At 61.1% G+C, this 22,231-nt stretch carries 22 protein-coding genes; 11 read left to right on the top strand and 11 right to left on the bottom strand.

The features are described from left to right. Positions 1-25: 25 nt before the first annotated feature. From ACUN8C_RS10055 to ACUN8C_RS10035, 5 genes are all read left to right on the top strand, one after another. Complete coding sequence (locus ACUN8C_RS10055) at positions 26-700, top strand: Cupredoxin (protein ID WP_445619088.1); 675 nt, start codon at positions 26-28, stop codon at positions 698-700. Beyond that, positions 700-3,048 (top strand): EAL domain-containing protein, encoded by a 2,349-nt coding sequence (locus ACUN8C_RS10050; RefSeq protein ID WP_445619087.1) that lies wholly within the window; start codon positions 700-702, stop codon positions 3,046-3,048. The genes ACUN8C_RS10055 and ACUN8C_RS10050 overlap by 1 nt, the downstream gene beginning before the upstream one ends. Continuing rightward, a complete protein-coding gene (locus ACUN8C_RS10045) occupies positions 3,045-3,893 on the top strand; it encodes a DUF3034 family protein (RefSeq protein ID WP_445619086.1) in 849 nt (282 codons plus the stop codon). The genes ACUN8C_RS10050 and ACUN8C_RS10045 overlap by 4 nt, the downstream gene beginning before the upstream one ends. Before the next feature lie 17 nt (positions 3,894-3,910). Next, positions 3,911-4,348 (top strand): group I truncated hemoglobin, encoded by a 438-nt coding sequence (locus ACUN8C_RS10040; protein ID WP_445619085.1) that lies wholly within the window; start codon positions 3,911-3,913, stop codon positions 4,346-4,348. A gap of 123 nt (positions 4,349-4,471) precedes the next feature. Continuing rightward, positions 4,472-5,164, top strand: coding sequence for an alpha/beta fold hydrolase (locus ACUN8C_RS10035; protein WP_445619084.1), 693 nt, complete (start codon positions 4,472-4,474; stop codon positions 5,162-5,164). 140 nt (positions 5,165-5,304) lie between these two features. Here the strand turns inward: ACUN8C_RS10035 and ACUN8C_RS10030 are convergent, their stop codons facing one another. The 3 genes from ACUN8C_RS10030 to ACUN8C_RS10020 all read right to left on the bottom strand — a co-directional run bounded on the left by ACUN8C_RS10030 (position 5,305) and on the right by ACUN8C_RS10020 (position 6,936). Then, positions 5,305-5,463, bottom strand: a complete 159-nt coding sequence (locus ACUN8C_RS10030; protein ID WP_165814197.1) for a hypothetical protein — start codon at positions 5,461-5,463, stop codon at positions 5,305-5,307. Positions 5,464-5,698: 235 nt separating this feature from the next. After that, on the bottom strand, positions 5,699-6,754 hold the full coding sequence (locus ACUN8C_RS10025; protein WP_445619083.1) for a C45 family autoproteolytic acyltransferase/hydolase: 1,056 nt from the start codon (positions 6,752-6,754) through the stop codon (positions 5,699-5,701). A gap of 47 nt (positions 6,755-6,801) precedes the next feature. After that, complete coding sequence (locus ACUN8C_RS10020; RefSeq protein WP_445619082.1) at positions 6,802-6,936, bottom strand: hypothetical protein; 135 nt, start codon at positions 6,934-6,936, stop codon at positions 6,802-6,804. On the opposite strand from ACUN8C_RS10020, the gene recB reads away from it, so the two are divergent. Both recB and recD read left to right on the top strand, forming a co-directional pair. Continuing rightward, positions 6,935-10,774: an exodeoxyribonuclease V subunit beta gene (gene recB, locus ACUN8C_RS10015; RefSeq protein ID WP_445619081.1), complete on the top strand. Its 3,840-nt coding sequence runs from the start codon at positions 6,935-6,937 to the stop codon at positions 10,772-10,774. The two genes, ACUN8C_RS10020 and recB, sit on opposite strands and share 2 nt — an antisense overlap. Next, entirely contained in the window at positions 10,771-12,879 is a 2,109-nt protein-coding gene (gene recD, locus ACUN8C_RS10010; RefSeq protein ID WP_445619080.1) for an exodeoxyribonuclease V subunit alpha, read from the top strand. The genes recB and recD overlap by 4 nt, the downstream gene beginning before the upstream one ends. A 26-nt stretch (positions 12,880-12,905) precedes the next feature. Here recD and ACUN8C_RS10005 read toward each other — a convergent pair whose 3' ends face one another. Continuing rightward, a complete protein-coding gene (locus ACUN8C_RS10005; protein WP_445619079.1) occupies positions 12,906-13,049 on the bottom strand; it encodes a hypothetical protein in 144 nt (47 codons plus the stop codon). A gap of 395 nt (positions 13,050-13,444) precedes the next feature. On the opposite strand from ACUN8C_RS10005, the gene ACUN8C_RS10000 reads away from it, so the two are divergent. Further along, entirely contained in the window at positions 13,445-14,314 is an 870-nt protein-coding gene (locus ACUN8C_RS10000) for a RibD family protein (RefSeq protein ID WP_445619078.1), read from the top strand. Between the two features lie 78 nt (positions 14,315-14,392). Further along, positions 14,393-14,617 (top strand): hypothetical protein, encoded by a 225-nt coding sequence (locus ACUN8C_RS09995; protein WP_108842323.1) that lies wholly within the window; start codon positions 14,393-14,395, stop codon positions 14,615-14,617. A gap of 2 nt (positions 14,618-14,619) precedes the next feature. Here the strand turns inward: ACUN8C_RS09995 and ACUN8C_RS09990 are convergent, their stop codons facing one another. Genes ACUN8C_RS09990 through ACUN8C_RS09965 form a run of 6 tightly spaced genes read right to left on the bottom strand, consistent with a single transcriptional unit; the run spans position 14,620 to position 19,047 of the window. Continuing rightward, positions 14,620-15,624, bottom strand: coding sequence for a lysylphosphatidylglycerol synthase transmembrane domain-containing protein (locus ACUN8C_RS09990; RefSeq protein ID WP_445619077.1), 1,005 nt, complete (start codon positions 15,622-15,624; stop codon positions 14,620-14,622). Next, positions 15,621-16,253 (bottom strand): hypothetical protein, encoded by a 633-nt coding sequence (locus ACUN8C_RS09985; RefSeq protein WP_445619076.1) that lies wholly within the window; start codon positions 16,251-16,253, stop codon positions 15,621-15,623. Before ACUN8C_RS09985 ends, ACUN8C_RS09990 begins: the two co-directional genes overlap by 4 nt. Beyond that, positions 16,234-16,536: a hypothetical protein gene (locus tag ACUN8C_RS09980; RefSeq protein ID WP_445619075.1), complete on the bottom strand. Its 303-nt coding sequence runs from the start codon at positions 16,534-16,536 to the stop codon at positions 16,234-16,236. Before ACUN8C_RS09980 ends, ACUN8C_RS09985 begins: the two co-directional genes overlap by 20 nt. A 15-nt stretch (positions 16,537-16,551) precedes the next feature. Continuing rightward, positions 16,552-17,643, bottom strand: coding sequence for a glycosyltransferase family 4 protein (locus tag ACUN8C_RS09975; RefSeq protein ID WP_445619074.1), 1,092 nt, complete (start codon positions 17,641-17,643; stop codon positions 16,552-16,554). After that, entirely contained in the window at positions 17,640-18,038 is a 399-nt protein-coding gene (locus tag ACUN8C_RS09970; RefSeq protein WP_108842319.1) for a 6-pyruvoyl trahydropterin synthase family protein, read from the bottom strand. The genes ACUN8C_RS09975 and ACUN8C_RS09970 overlap by 4 nt, the downstream gene beginning before the upstream one ends. Before the next feature lie 28 nt (positions 18,039-18,066). Next, positions 18,067-19,047 (bottom strand): zinc-dependent alcohol dehydrogenase, encoded by a 981-nt coding sequence (locus tag ACUN8C_RS09965; RefSeq protein WP_445619073.1) that lies wholly within the window; start codon positions 19,045-19,047, stop codon positions 18,067-18,069. Positions 19,048-19,335: 288 nt separating this feature from the next. Here ACUN8C_RS09965 and ACUN8C_RS09960 point away from each other — a divergent pair, with 288 nt between their 5' ends. Together ACUN8C_RS09960 and ACUN8C_RS09955 are read left to right on the top strand one after the other, a co-directional pair. After that, positions 19,336-20,106: a CDP-alcohol phosphatidyltransferase family protein gene (locus tag ACUN8C_RS09960; protein ID WP_445619072.1), complete on the top strand. Its 771-nt coding sequence runs from the start codon at positions 19,336-19,338 to the stop codon at positions 20,104-20,106. A gap of 48 nt (positions 20,107-20,154) precedes the next feature. Beyond that, on the top strand, positions 20,155-21,162 hold the full coding sequence (locus ACUN8C_RS09955; RefSeq protein ID WP_108842316.1) for a succinylglutamate desuccinylase/aspartoacylase family protein: 1,008 nt from the start codon (positions 20,155-20,157) through the stop codon (positions 21,160-21,162). Positions 21,163-21,211: 49 nt separating this feature from the next. On the opposite strand, the gene ACUN8C_RS09950 is transcribed toward ACUN8C_RS09955, so the two are convergent. Continuing rightward, positions 21,212-22,189 carry an aldo/keto reductase gene (locus tag ACUN8C_RS09950; RefSeq protein ID WP_445619071.1) on the bottom strand — a complete coding sequence of 326 codons (978 nt, stop codon included), beginning with the start codon at positions 22,187-22,189 and terminating at the stop codon, positions 21,212-21,214. Positions 22,190-22,231: the final 42 nt, after the last annotated feature.

The following is a 22,231-nucleotide window of genomic DNA, read 5'->3' as shown; positions in this document are numbered from 1 at the left end:
GCCTTTAGCAGGCGGGGAAATCGGGATGGCGCACTCCCTGAAGTGGTATGTGATGACACTGCTTTTACTGTCTTCAATGACAGCAATGGCCGGCGGGTCGTTACAGATGACGCAGGCAGGCCACGACACGCCTCTTGATCAGGCCGTAGTGGAAATCATGCTTCCCGGCCAAGGGGCATTGAATACGCCTCAGGACCACTACGAGATCGTTCAGCGCAACGCGCATTTTGAGCCGCTGGTGACCGTAATTCCCGTTGGCGCCAGCGTCAGCTTTCCCAATCAGGACACGACCCGTCATCAGGTCTTTTCCTTCTCGCCGCCAAAGGTGTTCAGCCTGGACCTTTATCTCAAGGAGACGCCGGCGCCGGTAGCGTTCGAGACGCCCGGGGTTGAGGTGCTGGGGTGCAACATCCATGACTCGATGGAGGCCTTTATCGTGATCAGCGAAGCGCCGTTTTTTGCCATGACTGACAAGAGCGGTCGAATCAGCCTGGATCAGCTACCGCCGGGGCGTTATCCGATGCGGGTATGGCATCCGCGCCTTGAAGACACCCATCAGCAGTGGTGGGAAGGCGAGGTTGATACCCGAATTGAAAATCGCGTGGCGCTGACACTGGCCGCCACGCCGGCGCCATCCTCCGAGCCCTCTCTTTTGCAGCAGCGCTTTCAGCGCGGCCTCCAGCATCAGGAGCATCCGTAATGTCCTTTCGGCGCCGTCTTTTGCTGGTCATGCTGGCCGTGCTGGTCGTGGCACAGCTGGGCACGGCCATGGCCACGCTTGACACCATTCGGCGCGACGTTTTGCACAAGGGCAGTCGGGAGATCGATGTGGCCCTCGATGTCAGCCGACGGCTGCTGGCCGAGCGAGGCCATCATCTGCGCGATAACGTGGCAGTACTGGCCTCCGACTACGGTTTCAGGGCCGCCGTGGCGACTCAGGACACCAATACCCTGAGCAGTGTGCTGCTCAATCACGGCGAGCGTGCCGGTGCGGACATGGTGCTGCTGACTGATCCCGAGGGCCGTATTCTGGCCGGCAGCCACCAGAACGTGGGCACCGAAATGCCTTTCCAGGCCCTGTGGCAAAAGGCCGGTAGTCATGACAGTGCCGTAGGCGTTGTCCTGCAGGATGGCGTGCCCTATCAAATGGTTTTGATGCCGGTGCGTGCGCCGGGGCTGATCGGCTGGGTCGGCATGGGCTTTATGCTGGATGACCAGCTTGCACGAGAGCTTGGCGCACTGACACGTCTATCGGTCAGTTTTCTGGTGGATGAACCCGGGCGTAACGACACGCAGCCGACCTTTGTGGTCGGTGCTCTCCAGCCTGCACCCGTATCGGTTCTGAACGCTTTTCGAGATGCGCTGATGCAGGGGCGTTTTATCGATCACAGCGACATGGAGCAGATGACGGATACGCTGGCACGGGCCATGCAATTACAGGGTGATGATTCCGGCCGCACCTGGGTCATCATTCAGCATGGTCGAAGCGATCTGCTGGCCGTGTACGATGCCCTGAGCTGGCAGCTGTTGTGGATTTTTGCCGCCATGCTGGTGCTGACTGCCATAGTGGCGGCGCTGATCGCCCGCAGCATGACCCGCCCCCTGTTGCGACTGGTGGCCTCGGCCCGTCGCATCGGCCGTGGCGAGCGGTTGTCGGCGCTGGATCATGGCCGCCATCGCGAGATCGGTCTGCTGGCGGATACCCTCATGGGCATGCAGGACGATATTGACCAGCGTGAACAGCGCCTGATGTATCAGTCCCGTCATGACCGTTTGACCGGGCTTGCCAATCGCGACAGTGCCCAACAGGATATCGCCGATACCCTTGAGCGCGGCACGCCCTTTACACTGCTGCGTCTTTCCATCGTGGGCTTTCGCCAGATCAACGACACCTTTGGCTATACCGTGGGCGATGGGGTGCTGCGCATGCTGGCAAAGCGCCTTGAGGAGCTTGCGCTACCGGATCAGCGAACCTATCGGCTGGGTGGCGACGAGTTTTTGCTGATACTGCCGGGAGAGGGCCTTGCACCACAGGACATTGTTACCCTTCATGCGCAGCTGTCCCATCCCGTTGAGCATGAACACTCGCCGATTGCCCTGACGCTGATCGTCGGGGAGGTCAGCTACCCCGAGCATGGTGTGAGTGCCGATCTTTTACTGCGCTGCGCTGAAATCGCCATGGACCGTGCCCGCCATGGGCATACCCGCCATATGCGCTATGAAACGGGGCAGGACGAGCAGCATCAGCGCCGGCTGGCGTTGGCCCGCAATCTGGGAACTGCCGTGGAGCAGGATCAGCTCACCATGGTCTATCAGCCCAAGATCCTGGCCGCCAGCGGTGAGGTCATGGGATTTGAAGCTCTGATGCGCTGGCGCCATCCGGGCTTCGGGTTTGTGCCGCCGGATGAATTCATTGCACTGGCCGAGCAGTCGGGGCGGATCACGCAGCTGACACAGTGGATGCTGCGTACGGTCTGTCGCCAGATTGATCTGTGGGCGCAGCAGGGGGAAGTCGTGGCGGTGGCGGTCAATCTGTCGGCACATGATGTGATGGATATCACCCTGCCCGAGCGTATTCATCTGCTGTTGCAGGACTATCAGCTCGGTCCTGAACGACTGCGACTTGAAGTGACGGAGAGCGCGCTGATTCAGGATCCCGCTCTGGCTCAGGCCAATCTGATCGCACTGCGCAATGCCGGTCTGCATATTGCGGTGGATGACTACGGCACCGGCTATTCCTCGCTTTCCCAGCTCAAGCGCCTCCCGGTGCAGGAGCTCAAGATCGACAAGTCCTTCATTCTGAAGCTCGATCACGATTCGGAAGATCGCATCATCGTGCGCTCCACCATCGAACTGGCCCATAGCCTTGGGCTGAGCGTGGTGGCAGAAGGCGTCGAAACCGATGCCTCGCAGGCACTGCTGTTGGCCATGGGGTGTGATGTGCTCCAAGGCTATCTGATTTCACGGCCGCTGCCGTTCGATCAGGTGATCGACTGGATGACACAGTATCGTAAAGGGGATACCACGACCCGGAGGGCGCACGGATGAGGGCCAAACCAGGCATCATGCTGCTGATCGGGGTCTGCGGGTTGCTGATGGGCAATCCGGCGCTGGCGGGTAGTCGTTTGCCGGGCACGGGTGGTGTCATGCAGATCGAGGGCGCCAGCGGGGGCGGTCTTTCTCCCTGGGGCGTGCTGGCAGGTACGGCCAGTGACAATGAGATCGGCGTGACGCTGGGCGCTACACGCGCCGATGTGGACGACTACCATCTGGTGGTCAGCGGCGTGGCGGCCAACCTTTATGATCGCGTCGAGCTTTCCTATGCCCATCAGCGCCTGGCGCTGGATACCCTTGGCGGGCATCAGGCCCAGGACATCTACGGGGCCAAGCTGCGCCTGTTTGGCGATGTGCTCTATCGCCCCTGGGGGGTCTGGAGTCTGGGTATCCAGCACAAGCAGCTGGTTGAGGGTCAGGCACTGGCCCGCGCCGTGGGAGCACGCGACACCCAGGGCAACGATATCTATCTGGCCGGCAGCAAGCTTTTTTTCGATGCGCTGGCAGGGCGCAATCTGCTGGTCAATACGACGCTGCGTTCAACCCGCGCCAACCAGGGCGGTCTGCTGGGGTTTGGTGGTGACGAAGGCGATCATCGCGAGCTGATGATCGAGACCTCGGTCGGGCTGTTTCTGAATCCGGACTGGGTCGTGGGCGTCGAGTATCGCCAGAAACCGGATAACCTTGGCTTTGCCGGCGAGGATGACTGGCGCGATCTTTACGTCGCGTGGCTGATCAACAGACATGTGTCGCTGACCGGGGCTCTGCTGGATCTGGGCAGCATTGCAGGTCTTGAGCAGCAGCGTGGCGTTTACCTATCACTTCAGCTGTCGCTGTAATCCGTTTCGGGGGCAACATGCGTACATTTTGCAGGATTGCTGTCATCGCGATACTGATCGGCAGTGTGTCAGGCTGCGCCGGCCAGCCGGTGGCGTCGCCATCGCTCTATCAGCGCCTGGGCGGTGAGGCGGGTGTGCATGACATCGTCACGAATTTTTTGATCAACGTGGCTGATGACCCTCGTATCGTGGGCTATTTCGCCCATACCAACATCGACTACCTGGCGGGCTCGCTTGAGCAGTATATCTGTGACATCAGCGACGGACCCTGCACCTACCAGGGGCCCTCCATGGCGCGCGCGCATCAGCACATGGGGTTGACCGATGCCAGCTTCAATGCGCTGGTCGACGATCTACAAAACGCCATGATGGCGCAGGATATCGACATCGGCGCGCGCAATGCGCTGCTGGGTCGACTGGCGCCAAAATACAGTGACGTCATGCGCGATCAGTAGGGCCCCCTACCATGGCTTGTGGCTTGTGGCTTGTGGCCCCCGGTTTCAGACGCCCAGGTTTTACAGTGACAGCCGGCGTTTCGCACTCGACAATACGGCTTCATTTTTCGAAAAGAATCGGTCATGAGCGCGACAGGGAAAACCACACTGGTACTGCTGCCCGGCTGGGTGCTGGGCCCTCAACCGCTGAGGCCGCTGGCACAGGCTATTGAACGCTGCGATGACACCATCCGCGTGCAGTGTGCCCCCTATCCCCAACTGAAAAGCCACCATCTTGATGAGTGGCTCGATGCACTGGATGCGCGGCTGCCCGATGATGCCTGGCTGGGGGGCTGGTCAATGGGGGGCATGCTGGCGGCGGCGCTGGCCGAACGGCGCGGCCTGCGCACACCAGGATTGATTACGATGGGGGCAGGCGCGCGGGTGATGCCCTCAGAACCGGCGGTCGGGAGCCTGCCGCCGCCGGAAGCCTGGCCCGCTCTGCTGGATCAGGGGCGACATGATGTCTGGCATCTGGGCAAACGTCTGTTAAAGACGCTGCCTCGTACCGGCACAAGGCAATCAGCCGTGGAGCTGGCACTGCTGGGCGCCATGGATCTGCGTCAGACGCTTCTCCGGTTGACCATGCCGCAGCTGCATCTTTTTGGCGAACACGACATGCTGATTCCGGCACCGACGAGGCAGGTAGTGGCAGAGCATCTGTCACCTGCCGGGCAAATACAGCTGATCCCTGACGCCGGTCATGGCTTTGTGATCGATCAGGCGGATCAAACGGCGCAGGCCATTGTGGCTTTCATGCAGGCCTCTGGCCGGTAACTTCGTCGAAACAACGACGTATATATTTAAACGCATTCAGAAATGCCGGTAGACATGACAACGCGTGATGGCGGTCAGGCCATCACGCGTTTAAAAAGGGGCGGGGCGAGGGTCAATGACCGCATGGCAGTGCCATGACCTCAGCGCTGCTGGCGCGGCGGGGTGCGACCACTTTTGGTTGTCGTGTTTCTACCCTGCTGGAAGCGGCTCCAGACGTGTTGGGCGGTCTGTTTGGCCTTGCGACGGTTTTCCGGCTTGCGCAGCCAGTTGGCGATGAATGCTCCGATAGCGCGTTTCATGATGCTCCCTCCATGGGTGTAGGGATGTTTCCCTTCAAGCAGTATATGCGACCAGAGCCCGCAGGATTCAACATGAAGCCTGAACCACGTCTGAAGTCGCCTTCCAACGCGTCAAATTAACGTTTTACGGCCTTTTAGCGTCTCAATGGCTCACGACGACCGTGTGCAGGCGACACCTCGACACTGCCGGTCTGCTACGCCACAGGCTGGCGCAGCAGACGAGGAATGTGAAACCTCACAGACTCAGCGTGACAATCTCGGGGTGATCGGCCGGCTTGCCCATACTCAACTCGGCACGTTTTTCCGTCAGGTTCATGACAATGGTGAAAAGCGTCTCCATGCGCTCGCCTGCAGGGATATCCGGGTTCTCACGGCGGTTAATGGCATCCGGCGCGCCCTGCTCATCGCTCAGGTGTGCCCGCAGCGATTCAAACGATGGCTCGCTTTCTGCGACCAGCGCGCGCAGGCGTTCAAGCCGCGTGAAGGAATCCTCGCGCGGAAAGTCCTCCAGTCCCGGCGGCAGATGTTTGGCAATCAGATGATTGGTATGACAGAGCCTGCCGTGGCGCGGCGTCATGGCGCTGTCGCCCATCGGTGAGACTTCAACCCCGGCGGCCTGGCCACTGGCATCGGCAATCAAAAAGTGCGCCGGGGAAGCCACGCCAACCTCATCGATCATGTCGAGCGCATGTTCAACACCATCGCTTTCCAGTACCCGGCGCAGCATGACGTGCACGGGCAGCTTCGGCCTGCAGATCTGCGAGCGCAGCGCATTGAGACACACGCCCACACCGTGCTCATTGAAGCCGATCTTGCCGATGATGCCGGCCTCGGTGACCATCGTAATGGCCGGCTTGTTTGGTGCACGCAGGGTCATACAGATCAGGGCGTCGCGCTGCGAGGCCTTCCAGTCCCAGTTCTGGGCCAGCCACTGGGCACCGGTCTTGGCATCACGCTGGGAGAGCGCCGAGCAGCCGTCAGGCTGAATGGGGCCGCCGGCGTGGGTGAGGGCGATTTCGCTGCGGGCATTGAGCACCAGCACGTCGAGCGGATCGATGTCGGCGCCCCGGGCGATCCCGGCCATTTCTTCCAGCAGTTCGGGGCAGACATGCTCGATGGCGGCCTTGAAGCGTTCGGCTTCATAGCGCGCCGTATCCCAGTCCAGTCCGGCCATGTCCTGAAACATTCGACGATAGGTGGCAAGGCTGATGGCGATTTCCGAAGCCGCCTGTCGGCCATGTGCTTCACCGATTTCGAAATGGGTGCCTCGAACATCGATATGTTTGACCACGTCGCGCTCCTGTTGTTATCCGACCTGTTTCACTTTCAGCATGAGCCTCAGAAGTCGATTCGTCGAGTATCCGACAAGAGTCGATGCGCGACACCATGCGACAGCAAAGGCAGGGCGGGATGCCTTGAGTGCTGGAAGTGACCCATGGCACACAGGGCGCGGCGATGGTGTAATGCGTTCATGACGACCTCTCTTGATATCCCGACGCTGCCGCTGAACGGGCGCCGCCTGATCGAAGCCGGCGCTGGCACCGGCAAGACCTTTACCCTGGCCGCACTCTATGTGCGCCTGGTGCTCGGCCATGGCGGAGACGCTGCCTATCCGCGTCCCTTGATGCCGCCGGAAATTCTGGTAGTGACCTTCACCGAGGCCGCCACCGAGGAGCTGCGTGATCGTATTCGTGCGCGATTGCGCCAGGCCCGTGAGGTATTGCTGGGGCGTGCCGACAGTGACGCCGTGCTGGACCGGTTGCTCGATGATATCGAGGTGGATCACCGTGAACGGGCGGCGTCGCGGCTTGATGCTGCCGCGCGGGTGATGGATGACGCCGCCATCTTTACCATTCATGGTTTTTGCCAGCGCATGCTCAAGCGTCATGCCTTTGACAGCGGCGCGCTCTTTGCCAGCGAGCTGGTGCCCGACAGTAGTGCCCTGTTCAAGTCGCTGGTAGAGGACTACTGGCGCCGTCAGTTCTATCGACAGTCCACGACGCGTCAGCGATTGCTGGCCCAGTGGTGGGAGACCCCCGATAAGCTGCAACAGGAGATCAGTCTGTTGCTGCACGGCGGGCGCCCTCGGGCGCTCATGCTGGGGGAAATACCGATTGATGCGCCAGCGACGCTGGATGATGCGCTGGGCCGGCTGGATCGGAGCCTGGCGCAGAGCGATGCTCAGCTGGCTCGCCTGCGTGAACTGTGGCAAACCGACAGAGACAACATTGCGGCGCTGCTGCGAGAGGCCATCGAGGGCGGGGCGCTCAAGGCCAACATGTTTCGACCGGCAGACCTGGACGCCCGTCTAGGCGCTCTGGCGCAATGGATGACGGGCGAGCACGACACGCCCGATGAAACGCTTCGGGACTCAAGGGGGCGGCTTTGGTGTTCGCATGTGCGTCTGGAAGACGGAGTCAAAAAAAATCATGCCCCGCCTGAACATGCCTTTTTCGAGGCGCTGTCGCAGTTCGAGACGCTGATGGAGGGGCAGCGCGATCAGCAGAGCACCGTGCGTGCACAGGTGCTGGCGCATGCCCGCGATGCGCTGGCGCAGGCGCTGAGCCAGGAAAAGCGCCGGCGCGGCATGTGGGATTTCGACGATCTGCTTAACAGTCTGGATGATGCGCTGGCAGGGCCGGCCGGTCCAAGGCTGGCTGAGCGCATTCGCCGCAACCTGCCGGTGGCGATGATCGATGAATTTCAGGATACCGACCCGGTTCAGTACCGCATCTTTTCTACCATCTACGCGCTGCCGCAGCAGATGACGGGCCTTGCCCCGGCAGGTGATGAGGCGCTTGAAGCAGGTACGGCGGCGCCGGATACCTCTGATGTGCCTGTCGCGCTTTTGATGATCGGCGATCCGCGCCAGGCCATTTATGGGTTTCGAGGCGCCGATATCGAGACCTATCTGCAGGCGCGGCGTCGTGTGGATCAGCGCTATACGCTGGATCGCAACTTTCGCTCGACTCAGGCGATGGTCAGCGCCGTCAATCAGCTGTTCGCCACCAAAGCCCCTTTTCAGCTGGAAGAGATTCCCTATGAAGCGGTCACGGCTCAGGGGCGTGATGAGGTATTCGTCGAGGCCGGGGAGCCGGTCGAGGCGCTGACCTGCTGGCATATGGCCGGTAACGAGTCGGTAAGGCGCGATGATTATCTTGAGACCATGGCGACGGCCACCTGTGCCGATATCACCCGACTGCTGGCCGGGGCGCATCGTGGAGAGACTGGTTTTCGCAGTACTGACGGGGCATTCAGGGCACTCAAGCCAGCCGACATTGCCATTCTGGTGCGTACTGGCAGCGAGGCCCTCCGGGTGCGCCAGAAGCTTTTGGAAGGCGGCGTCCGCTCGGTCTACCTGAGTCAGAAGACCTCGGTGTTCGAGTCGCGCGAGGCGTTTCACCTGCTTCAGCTGCTCGAAGCCTGTGCGCATCCACGTAATGACCGCTCCCTGCGAGCGGCGCTGGCCACCCGGCTGATGAGTGATTCACTCACGGAAGTGGCGCGTCTGGAAGCCGATGAGCTGGCCTGGGAGGCCATGGTGGAGCGCTTTGATGGCTACCATCGTCTCTGGCAGCGTCAGGGCGTGCTGCCGATGCTGCGCGTGATCATGCGTGACTTTGACGTGCCGACAAGGCTTCTGGCGCAGTCCGACGGTGAGCGAGCGCTGACCGATGTGTTGCATCTGGGCGAGCTGGCGCAGACGGCCAGTGCCCGACTCGATGGCGAGCAGGCACTGCTGCGCTGGTGGCATCAGTCGCTGGCCGGGCGCCATGACAGCGGTATGGACCCGCAGTCACTGATTTTGCGCCTGGAAAGCGACGATACCCTGGTGCGGGTCATCACCATTCACAAGTCCAAGGGGCTTGAGTATCCGCTGGTCTATCTGCCCTTTATTGCCGACCACCGCGAGGTAGACAGCAAGAGCAAGACACTGATGCTGAGCGATGAGGTCCACGGCGCGTCGTTGATCATGCAGGTCAATGATGAGCAGCGGGCTCGTGCCGACCGAATACGCCTTCAGGAGGATCTGCGCCTGTTGTATGTGGCGTTGACCCGCGCCCGTTATCTGTGTCGGCTGGGGGTAGGGCCCATCTACAAGGGGACGCCGCGCAAGGATACGCCGAGCGGGGCCACGACGCTGGCCGGTGCGGCGCTCGGTGCGTTGCTGTGTCAGCACGGTGGGGTTGCGTCACTGGATACCGCGACATTGAGAGAAGTGCTTGAGTCTCTGGTTACCCCGGGCAGTCTCGCCCTGAGCGCGCCGCCCACCATGAACGAGCAGCCGATGCTGGCGCCACATGATCCATCGAAGATGGGCCGTGCACGCCGGTTTGAAGGTCGCATCGATCGCGACTGGTGGGTGGCGTCCTACACGGCGCTGGTTGAAGGCGCGCGCCAGCCCGGCGACATGACCACTCAGGCGCGTGAGACAATGCTTGATGCTCAGGGGCCGGGGCTTGATCTGGAAGTGCTGACGGAAACCAGTCCCATTCCGCTGCCGCCGGTACGACGTCTGCTCGATTTTCCACGCGGCCCGCGCGCGGGCACCTTTTTGCATGCGCTGCTGGAAAACATCGACCCTGACCGCCTGAGCGAGCTGGCAGTGCCGGAGTCAGGCTATCGCGAAGAGCTGTATCGCCTGATTCGTCAGCGCGTGCAGCGCGCCAACCTGGACCCACACTGGGTGGACGTGCTGCATGACTGGTGCTGCGCGGTACTGACAGCGCCGCTGCATCCGGCCCTGCCGGGACTGTCTCTTGAGAGGCTTGCAGGCTGGCGCACCGAGCTCGAGTTCTGGCTGCCGGCCCGCGGCATCAGCAGTCGGCGGCTGGACGCCCTGATTTGCCAGTACGAGACGCTGCCGGGCGTGCGCGCAGAGCTGGCGCCCAGAACGCTTGCCGGGATGCTCAAGGGCTACATCGATCTGGTGATCGAGTATGACGGGTGCTTTTACGTGGTCGACTGGAAGTCCAATCATCTGGGGGACACCCTTGAGGCCTATGATCAGGCCGCCATGGTGGCCTCGGTGGTCTCGCATCGTTATGACGTACAGTACGTTATCTATACCCTGGCCCTGCATCGCCACCTGCGAAGTCGACTGCCAGACTATGATTACGATCAACATCTTGGCGGCGTGCTCTATCTTTTTTTGCGCGGCATGACGGCGGAAGGCGGCCGGGGCGTGTTATATCGCAAACCGGCCCGTGCGCTGATCGAGCAGCTTGATGAACTGCTGGCACAGGGCGAGCGCGCCCAGGAGAGAGCGTCTTTTGACGCGCAAGGCGCTGGTGCAGGAGAGATATCATGACGCGCCGCGACAAAAGCCTCGATAGTGGGCAGTTCTCCCTTTTTGATGACCCCTTGCCAACGCCGGAAGGCGTCGATCCGCTGGACGAGCCTTCCTCATTGGAGGCCGGGCAGATACCGCCGCCGCTTCCCTCGGAAAGGGTGATCGACGCGCACTTTATCGCCCATCAGCTGGAACGCTGGGTTGAAACCGGCTGGCTGCGCGCGCTGGATGCGCATCTGGCGCGTTTTGTGAGCGACCGTGAGCCGCAGGGCGATCCGCTGGTGATGTTAAGCGCGGCTCTGGTCAGTCATCAGCTGGGTCGCGGGCATATCTGCCTGGATCTCGAGCATGCCCTGCGTGAGCCTGATGCGGTGTTGTCACTGCCGCCTCATGACCTTCAGGCCTCGGGTGAGGCGGCAGAGATTGTCACGCCCGGCGCATTGCTCTTACGCATGGGGGTTCACGACGTCGACCTCTGGCGCTCGCGCCTTCGTACGTCCGGCGTGTTGGGTCGCGGAGAAGGGGATGAGCATTCCCGGCCGCTGGTGCTGGAAGATCAAAGGCTTTATCTGCGCCGCTTCTGGCAGCATGAATGCAGTGTGGTGGCGCGTCTTCAACGGTTGATGGCGCGCCACCAGGGCGTCAGCGACGAGATGATGGCGCGTCTGGACACTCTTTTTGATCATCCGGAGGGGGCCTCCGGGCCCGACTGGCAGAAAGTGGCCTGTGCCATGGCCCTGCGTAACCGTCTGACCGTCATTTCCGGCGGGCCGGGGACCGGCAAGACCACCACTGTGACACGGCTTCTGGCATTGCTGCAGGAAAGTGCGCTGAACGAGCAGGGGCGGGCGCTGATCGTGCATCTGGCTGCACCGACCGGCAAGGCGGCTGCCCGGCTGTCACAGTCACTGGGAAGTGCCGTAGCGGCGCTGGCGGTCTCCGAGGCCGTTCGCGCCTCCCTGCCGCGTGAGGCCACCACGCTTCATCGCCTTTTGGGCGTTCAGCGAGATAGCCGCCACTTTCGACACAATGGCGATCATCCGCTGGCACTGGATGTGCTGGTCGTCGATGAGGCGTCCATGGTGGATCTGGAGCTGATGGCCTCGCTGTTGGCGGCGCTGCCTGCGCATGCGCGGCTGATCCTGCTGGGGGATCGTGATCAGCTGGCCTCGGTGGAAGCCGGGGCGGTGCTGGGCGATCTTTGCGAAGGCGCTGAGCAAGGACAGTGCAGTGACACGGTACGCAGGCTGATGGAGCGGGCGGCCGGGCAGCCATTACCGCTGTCGGGCAAGGTTCCTTCTGTATTGGCCGATCATGTGGTCGTGCTCCAAAAGAGCTATCGCTTTCATGAACATTCCGGCATCGGTGCCCTGGCCCGCGCCGTCAATCGCGGCAGTCTGGAGGAGATCCGGCAGTGCTGGCAGGCCGGCTTCAAGGACATCGATTTCCAGCCGGTCAGGGAACATGGCGGCGCACTGCTGCGGCGAGCGGTCAGTGGCTATCGAGAAGCCCTCAGGGCCATCGGCAACGGCGCAGGGCCGGAAGAAGTGTTGGGTCTTTTCTCACGCTTTCAGGTGCTTTGTGCCCTGCGCCGTGGGCCATGGGGCGTTGAAGGACTCAATGACGCCATCGTCGAGGCGCTTTTTCGAGAGAAGCTGGTGGGCGGTACGCGCGGCTGGTACGCCGGACGGCCGGTGATGGTCACCCGTAACGATCCACAGCTTGGGCTGTATAATGGCGACATTGGCATTGCGATGTTTGTGCCCGAAGAAGACCCGAATCATGAACGTGCCTCGGGACGACTGCGCGTCTTCTTTCCGCATCCTTCCGGGCAGGGGGTTCGTGCGGTATTACCCGGCAGACTGGGCGGTGTAGAAACGGCCTTTGCAATGACCGTTCACAAGTCTCAAGGGTCCGAGTTTGATCGAATCCTGCTGGTATTGCCCGACCGGCCCAACCCCATCATGACCCGGGAGCTGGTGTATACCGGTATTACGCGAGCAAAATCACACTGTTTGATCATGACAGCCTTTGCCGGTGCCATCGAAAGTGCCGCCCTGCGGCAGACATGGCGAGCCTCCGGCGTGGGCAAGCGTCTTGGTGTGCTGACGCCGGCGCAATAACAAGGCATACAAGGCTTGAGACGCGGTCAGTGATGACAAAGACGAACCAGAAGCCGTTCGCGCACCACGGCCGGGCAGGTCGCCAGATAGCGACAAAGCAGTTCCCGGGGCAGGGCGTTCATATCGGCCAGCCGGGTATTGTGAACACGCAGATAATCACTTGCAGACATGACAACATCTCCTCTCCGGGCGATCGACATGTGCTGATGGCGACACACCACCATGGGGTGGCTTGAGCGACCATTCAATGGTTCAAATTCTTGTACATTATCGGTACAAGGTTCTGTGGCTTGCCAGTCAATGTTCATGAATTTTCACAATCACAAAACGCAGGATTTCTGCACACTGTTTTTTAAAGCCCGCTTTTAAAGGGGTTTCAGGCTGCAGGTTCCTCATTCCATGATGCTTTTCAGAACGCGGCAGCGGGTCCGATAAACTTGTACAATAATGTGCTTATAAAAACGTGACCTGACTGCACGACATCGCTTTTGAAGCGGCAATGCTGACTGAAGAGTCACTATTGCCAGAATTTTGATCAGCAACGCACCGGGGTGGCAGGGGATTTATGGCAGCAGCGACACTGTCCAGAGCGCAGGCCTGGCAACATGTATTGCGCGTCCGCCGGTTTGATTGGCAGCGCGGCTTCTCGTATCAGCACGGTTCGATATCAATAACGGCCGGCGGAGAGTGGCACTGTAGTGACGACATCGAGGCTGGTGCCTCACAGCTACTGGATATCATGCTGCCGCTGGTGGCCCGCGCCACGCCTCTGGTCATGGCACAGCTGGGGCAAAGTCTTGACGGACGTATCGCCACGGAATGTGGGGCGTCCTATTACGTCACGGGGGAGGAAGGGCTTGTCCATCTGCATGCCCTGCGCGCGGTGGTCGATGCCGTGGTGGTCGGCGCCGGTACCGTGGCCATGGATGATCCAAAACTGACCGTGCGCCATGTTACCGGGGATCATCCTGTTCGGGTGGTGCTGGACCCGCGGGGTCGCGTTCCCGAGCAGCGCTTTGTTTTTGAAGATGACAGCGCCCCCACACTGCATCTGGTGGGGCAGGCGCATGTGGCGCGCTGGCAGGCCTGTCACGAGCAGCATGGCCATGATGTCAGCGTCTGCGGACTGGAAGTGGGTGAGGACGGGGTCGATCCGCGTGCGGTCGTCGATCTTCTGGAACGCCAGGGGTTGACCCGCATACTGGTGGAAGGCGGCGGCATGACCATTTCCCGTTTTCTACAAGGGGGGTGCCTGGATCGTTTGCACAGCATGGTCACCCCGATGATTATCGGCTCTGGCAGGCCCACGCTGACCCTGCCGGTCATTGAATGTCTAAGCCAGGCGATGCGACCGACCGCGCGTCATTACACGCTGGGCGATGATGTGCTTTTTGATCTGGATTTTACAACTGTTGCAGAAACAGGCATTAATTAACCTTTCTTTTTAGCGCCTTCAATGACTAGTTCTCTGGGAAAATGCTAAAGTCCCCCCGCCATTGAACGGAGCCTGAAAATGAGTGTGAAAGGGTTAGTATCGCTGCTGTTCTGTGTGTTGCTGGTGGCGTCAGGCATCTGGCTGACGCTTGATCAGGCACAGCAGGAACGACAGTGGAACCTTCAAAAGGATGCCGCCAACGGCGTTATCCCCGGAGAGCTTCCCGGTGATGAAGCCACTGCCGGCACCGGCGAGCAGAGCAGCGAAGACGACAACAGCGGCATCGTCAACATGTTGCCCTGAGCCTAGCCGGGGGCCTGTCGTCGTATCGTGTGTCGTCCCGCCAGAAGTACCACGGCGCCCGGCAGACTCGAGATCAGTATGACGGCCCCATAGGTCATTGAAATGGCCACCCCCTGCTGAGCAGACAACCCCGCCAGTATCCAGATCAGCGCCGCAGCGCTTTCCCTGATTCCCCAGCCGGCCACCGATAATGGAATGGCCATGGCCATCAGTACCGGCGGCGTGAGTGCCAGCAGGGTTGTTGTCGATAACGGCTCCCCCAGCGCTCTGGCACAGCAGACAAAGACCAGCATGTAGCTCAGGACAATGGCCAGCGAACCCAGCAGCTGGCGCAGCCACAGACGTCGATTCCACAGGCCACGCCTTAGATCCCGCCGCAGCGCACCCATCCATTTGGGCGGATGCCGACAGATCCACACGCCGATCAGCAAAAGCGCCAGCAGGGTGATGTGAAACGGAGCATAGGGCACGCTGGTGTGCGCATTGAGCATCAGGCTGGCCTGACGGAATCGCTCGATCACACCATGCCGTAGCGGCGTAAAGACAAGTAATGTAGTGACGGCCACCAGCAGGAGTGCCGCCTGCCCGGAGGCACGTTCAATAATGACCGCCCTCAGGGCGGCACCATAGGACACGTCCCGGATACCGTGTCGCCAGGCGCGTCCCAGATCCCCTGTCACGCCACCCGGCAGGATCTGATTGAGAAAGGTCGATAGATAGTATTCGCTGATGGCCGTGGGCAGCGACAGTGACATTCCCATGTGACGCGCGGTCAGTTGCCATCGCCAGGCCGACAGCATGATCTGGGGAATTGAAATCAGCAGGGCCAGAGCCATCCATCCTGGAGAAAGATCCCTCATGCGCGTCAGCAGTGCGCCAATATCCACCAGCCACACCACACTGGCCAGAATGACCAGTGTGAGCACCCAGCGCACCAGCGAAGACGTCAGCACCCGGCGATAGCCACGTCTGGTGATCGACGGTTGCGAAGGCTTTTGGGCCTTCATGTCATCCCGGGCGCGTCGGGAATGGCGAGAAGATCGGTATGTCCCACCCTGACCTTGAGACGTCCATGGGCAATATGCTGCTGGCGGCTTTCATGCCACTGCATCAAGGCCTTTCGCTGGTCGGGGGCCTGCTCCAGTGCGGCGTCAAGCCAGCCCTGGACAAGTGCCTTCGCGAGCAGCGCCTCTTCGTGATGACGACAGTCCAGCTGCCAGGGCGCCTCTGCCGTGGTGACCTGATAGCCCGCATTTTCCAGCAGCGTCCGAGCCACCGCTGGTGCGTGCGTACCCAGCGCGCCGTTGAACCCCTTGTCGCGCTGTTGGTGGGCCTTGATCAGCTGCTGTACGTGTTGATCCATCTTGAGCAACGCGGTATCGGTATTGGCATCATCAGGGTCAATCAGCGCGTTGTCTCCGTTGATGCTCATGGCCAGCCAGACCGCGCACTGATGCGAGGCGCACTGTTTGATCAGTGTTTCAAGCCACGGCTCGGAAACCAGGTCGAGCAATGCAGAGGCCGTCACGATGTCGGTGCCTGCCAGCATGTCCCCGTTCAGGGCCTGATCCAGGCAGGAGAGATCACGCTGCAGGCATGTCAGTTCATCAATATGGTCATGGCGGGGGCGTGTCACCGCCGGCATGCGCCAGCAGACTGGCATCCTGATCGATCAGGCGCCAGTGCTGATGGGGCGGCAGGCGGGGGGCGAGGTAGCGCAGATTGTTGCCGCTGCCACAGCCCAGATCCAGAAGCGCCAAGGGGCCCGAATGCGCCCGCGATGTGAGCCAGTGTCGGCATGCCGTGCTCAGCGGCTGAACGTCGCGTGCCCGATGATCGGCTGTCTCGCGCAGGGCCAGCCACGATGAGCTGAAGTCACTGTGCGCGGCCATACCGTTTGGAGGCGATGGTTGGGTCATCGACGGTGACTCCGATCAAAAGGCAGGGGTGGCATGCAGGCGCTTCAGGCAGGCCAGAAAATGCTCGGCGGCCCCTGGCCAGTCATTGAGGGTCTGACGTGCGTCAATCGCCCCCTGGCGCAGTGTCTGATATTGCGCGCTTCGCGTGGTGCCATCTTCAAACAGCATCGTGCGCAGGGCATCGCGAAGCGCCGGGGCGTCATCGGGTGGCACATGAAGACCGGCACTGGCAGGCAGGGTGTCGGCCAGGGCGCCACCGGTGGTCGTCAGCACCGGCAGTCCATGGGCCAGCGCCTCGGTAATCACCATGCCATAGCCTTCGTAGAAGGAGGGAAGCACAAACAGATCACTCTGCTGCCAATACGTTTCAAGCGCCTCGGGAGGCAGTGCGCCATGCAGGGTCACGCGCTGTTCGAGCTGATGCTCGACCATCAAATCACGCAGCCTTGCGGTATAGCGCTCGTCGCGTGAGTCATCACCGATCAGGTGACAGTGCCAGTCATGCGCCTTGAGATCCGCCAGTGCCTCGAGCAGCAGATGCTGTCCCTTGCGCGGGATCAGTGTGGCAATACACAGCAGCTGCGGCGTGGCGTTGTCTGCCGTGGCCACTGGCACCGGTGTGATACCGGGCTCGATCACGCTGATGCGTGAGGGCTCGATCCCCAGCTCGATCAAACGTCGCCGGGTAAAGGTGCTGGTCACAATAATGCCGGCGGGTGCCTGCAGCGATCGGCATTCAAGCTTCAAAAGGGTTTCTCGCTGGTGGTCTTCAAGGCCGGTTTCATCGCCCAGCGGATGATGAACAAGGGCCACCAGCGTCAGTCGGTGCGCATGCACTTCCAGCACCTCGGGCATGGCATTGGCGGCCAAGCCGTCGACCACGACCAGACTGCGATCGGTACAGCCGCCCAGTGCACGCTGCAGCGACTCGCGAGCGATGTCATCCGGCCAGGGAAAGCGCCCGTCCAGCCCGATGACCTCGACGGCCATGCCGAGCTCGCGCAGTGCCTCGACGATACGCCTGTCGTAGATATAGCCGCCGGTCAGCTGATCCGGGCGGCCGGCCACAATCAGGGTCAGGCGGCGAAGGGGGCTCTCAACGGTCATAGCGTCCCTTCGTAGCTGGCCCAGGCGATATGGGATTCGTGCAGGGTGACATTCAGCGCCGTCAGCCCCTTGCCGGTCTCGCCGAGCTGGTCGGCTTCAATCGAGGCCGCCATGCGGTCAAAGATGACTCTGGCCATGAATTCGGTGGTGGTATTGCGCCCCTTGAACTCTTCGATCTCATCGAGATTTTGCATGTTGATATCGCTCAGCACGTCCGAGAGCGTCTGGCTTGCCAGGCCGATATCGACGATCAGGTCATCCTGATCCAGATCCGGACGCTTGAAGGTGACATCCACAATGTAGGTGGCGCCGTGAAGCTTCTGGGCCGGGCCAAAGATCTGGCCGTTAAAGCTGTGGGCGATCATGACGTGATCGCGAACGGTAAGGCTGTACATGGCAATACTCCGGAAAGGGGATGCGACTTTAAAAACTGTAGCGAATGCGGTGACACAGGGCGCCGGGCCGAGTGGTGATGCGTGCCATGGTGTCGGGCAGGTCTTCAAAGGCGCTTTCTGCATCGATAAGGACGTCGAGCCGGTCATCGTCAAGCAATGACAGCGCCTGCATCATGCGCTCGCCATGGGTACGCCGTGCTGAACGTGCAGGAGAAACGGTGCCGACCTGGCTTGCGCGCAGCGTCAGCCGTCGGGAGTGAAAGGCCTCGCCCAGCGGCAGACTGACCGCCTGCGCACCAAACCAGCTCATTTCCACAATGGTCGCTTCCTGACCGGCCAGAGACAGGGCCTGCTGCAGCCCACTCTGACTGCCACTGGCATGAATGACGAGATCGCATTCCCCCTGTGCCCGTTCAGGTGTCGAAAAATCGATATCCAGTGCCCGGGCCAGCGTCTCACGCGAATCGTCGATATCGATCAGCTCGACCCGGGTGCCGGGGATATTACGACACAGCCAGGCCACCAGAGTGCCCACCACGCCGGCACCGATGACGGCGATGCGATCACCGATGCGGGGTGCTGCGTCCCAGAGGCCATTGAGCGCCGTCTCCATGTTGGCAGCCAGCACGGCACGCTCGGGCGGCAGGGCATCCGGCAGAGGCATGGCCATGGAGACCGGAACAACGTAGTGATCCTGATGGGGGTGCAGGCAAAATACGTAGCGGCCCTTGAGATCATTCGGGCCTTCTTCAACCATGCCCACGCTTGAATAGCCATATTGAACCGGCGCCGGAAAGTCCCCCTGCTGGAAAGGGGCGCGCATGCGCGCATATTCGCTTTCGGGCACCCTGCCATGAAAGACCAGTGTTTCGGTGCCTCGGCTGATGGCACTGTAACAGGCTCGAATTCTGACCTCATCCGGTCCGGGCGTTGCCAGCGACTGTGTTCGAATGGCGCCCTGACCGGGTGCTTCGACCCAGAAGGCGCGGGCTGTGTTTTCCGAGCTCATTCATGACCTTGTGCGTTGTGAAAAAGACACCGCGTCGCCAAAAGCGCGTCGGGTAGTATAGACCCTGTCCGTCAATTCGCCGTGTCCTGCAAAGCTTAAGCCGCACCGTTCTTGTCGCCCCTGATCCGTTACAACCAAAGATCAGGCGCTATTGTGATAACACGGTTTATCATAACGGTACGTTGTTTTCCTGCTGTATGATGACTTCCTGATGAAGTTTTAATGCTTTTTTGGGATCGTATGAGACGTGATTCACCAGAGATGCCGGCGCACGGGGAGGGCTCTGACATGAGTGAGCAACGGATTGTCATGCGCCAGCCTGAATGGCCTGCCTCCAGCGTGCTCAGGGAGCTTCTGATCGCAGGTGCTGGTCTGATGCTGCTGGTGGGCGTGCTGCATCTGACATATATGGCCCCCGCGTTACTGTATCCCGTTGCCGGTGGCGTGTATCTGGTCCTGGCGACAATCATGATGTGGGGCTGGCCTGCAGGTCAGCAGGGGCTGGGCTGGGCCAATCGCGTCACGTTGATGAGAGCGCTTCCCATCGTGTTGCTCACGGCCATGCTGCCGCTGCCGGGGTTTATCAATGAACACCATCTGCTGGTGTTCGGCATGGCGCTGACAGCACTGGCGCTTGACGGCGTGGATGGCTGGGTCGCACGGCACGCACACTGTGAAAGCCGTTTCGGTGCGCGTCTGGATATGGAACTTGATGCCTTTTTTATCCTGATGCTGTGTTTGATGATGGTCATCCAGGACAAGGCGGGCTTCTGGATCATGGCCATTGGTGCCATGCGCTATCTGTTTGTGGCCGCCGCCTGGGGGTGGCCCTGGCTTGGGGAGGAGCTCCCGGTCAGCTATCGGCGCAAGACGATCTGCGTCTGGCAGGTCAGTACCCTGATGACGTGTCTAACGCCCTGGGTGACGCCCCCCTGGTCGAATCTGGCGCTGGCACTGGCGCTGCTGCTTTTGGTGATCTCCTTTGCCATGGATATCGCTTACCTTTACAGGGGCGCGATTGCTCGCCAGAACTGTACTTCTAATCGTGGCCGCCGATAACGACCTGGCTTGCCATGACTTTTCTGAAACGCTTTCATGAGTATTCGTATGGCCCGTGATGCCTTTGTACTGGCGGGAGAGAAGGTGCTTCCCGGCCAGCGCCGCCAGATTGATGTACCGGTTGCTCGCCTTTATACCCATACGCCGCTCAACATCCCGGTCGAGGTGGTTCACGGCCGACGTGAGGGCCCGGTCATGCTGGTATGCGGCGCCATTCATGGTGACGAGATCAACGGCGTTGAGATCGTTCGGCGGGTGCTCAAGACGCGTTCGCTGTCGCGTCTGCGCGGCACGTTGATTGCCGTACCGATCGTGAATGTCTTCGGCTTTGTGCAGCACAGTCGTTATCTGCCGGATCGCCGGGACCTGAATCGCTGCTTTCCCGGCAGTGAATCCGGGTCTCTGGGCTCGCGTATCGCGGCGCTCTTTCGCGAACAGGTCGTGGATCTGGCCACACACATTCTGGATCTGCATACCGGTGCCATTCATCGCACCAACCTGCCGCAGATTCGCGCTCAGCTGGAGCGCAATGAACAGACCCGCGACATGGCCGATGCCTTCGGTGCGCCGGTGATTCTCAATGCCGAGCTGCGTGGCGGCAGTCTGCGTGAATACGCCGAGCGTCGCGGGATTCCGGTGCTGACCTATGAGGCCGGGGAGGCGCTGCGCTTTGATGACTGGGCCATCAGTGCCGGGGTGCGCGGCGTACTGCGCGTCATGCGGTTGCTGGACATGCTGCCGGCCGGTCGTGGCAGCAAGGTGCCGGCCTCTGAAGTGGCCCGCAGTTCAAGCTGGGCCCGCGCACCTATTGATGGCGTGCTGCGTCCACGTGTTCGACTTGGCGCGCGCGTGGTCAAGGGCGAGCGGCTGGGGATCGTGGCCGGGCCATTTGGTAACGAAGAGGGGGATGTGCTGGCATCAAGTGACGGCATTGTCATCGGCATGAGCAACCTGCCCCTGGTCAATGAAGGCGAGGCGGTCTTTCATATTGCCCGTTTTCACGAAATCGAGGACGCAGAGCAGGCCGTTGAAGCCTGGCAGGCGCGCGTCGAGTAATCGCAACAATCCTGACGCCGAAGCGTCAGGACAGGCTGTCAATACGGTCTCAGGCCGCGCCGGGAATGGGCGCATCCATTGACACCAGCCCTTCATTCCAGAGGGTTTGCCACAGGGCATTGGGGATGGCAGTGGTCATCAGCGCCTGATTTTCGGCAATGCGTTCGGGTCGGGTGGTGCCTGGAATCACGGCAGCCACGGCACGCGGCGCCGCACTGAACTGCAGCGCCACGGCGCGAATATCGACCCCGAAGCGGTCGCAGATGTCGCGAAGACGCCGGGTGCGCTCACGTATGTCGCTGGAGGCCGGCTTGTAGTCATAGTGATCTCCGCCGGCAAGAATGCCCGAATTATAGGCTCCACCGATGACCAGACGCGCGCCGCGACGGTCGCATTCCGGCAACAGGGTATCCAGTGCGCCTTCATGGTCGAGCAGCGAATAGCGCCCGGCGAGCAAAAAGCCGTCGGGGTCGGCCTTTTCAAGGGCGCGCGTACAGGCCTCCACTCGGTTGACCCCCAGTCCCCAGGCACGAATCACGCCTTCCTCACGCAGTCGCGTCAATGCACGCGCGGCACCGTTCATGGCCTGATCATGCACGTCTTCCCAGTGCTCACCGTGGGCATCAGCCGCGCAGTCATGGATCCAGGCAATATCGATGCGATCCATGTTCAGGCGTTCAAGGCTTTCTTCGATGGAGCGCAGGGTCCCGGATTCTGAATAGTCATACGCCACCCTGTTGGTGCGCCCGTGAGCAAAGATGCCCTGTTTGGGCTCCTGCTCATCAAGAATCAGTCGCCCCACCTTGGTAGACACCACATACGTGCCACGGGGTTCGTCGGCCAGAGCTTCCCCCAGACGCATCTCCGAAAGTCCGGCGCCGTACTGTGGCGCGGTATCGAAATAGCGAATACCGGCGTCCCATGCCGTGCGCAGCGTCTCGATGGCACGTGTATCCGGCACTTCCTCAAACATGTTACCCAGAGGTGCTGTGCCCAGCCCCATCTTGCCTGGCAGTTCAAAACGCATAGCGCCTCCTTGACGATCATGATGTGCCCGGGACTGCCCCGG

The sequence above is a fragment of the Kushneria sp. Sum13 genome (assembly GCF_052692355.1).
Note: the sequence above shows the minus strand (reverse complement) of the source record. Positions and strands in the feature narration are given on the sequence as shown.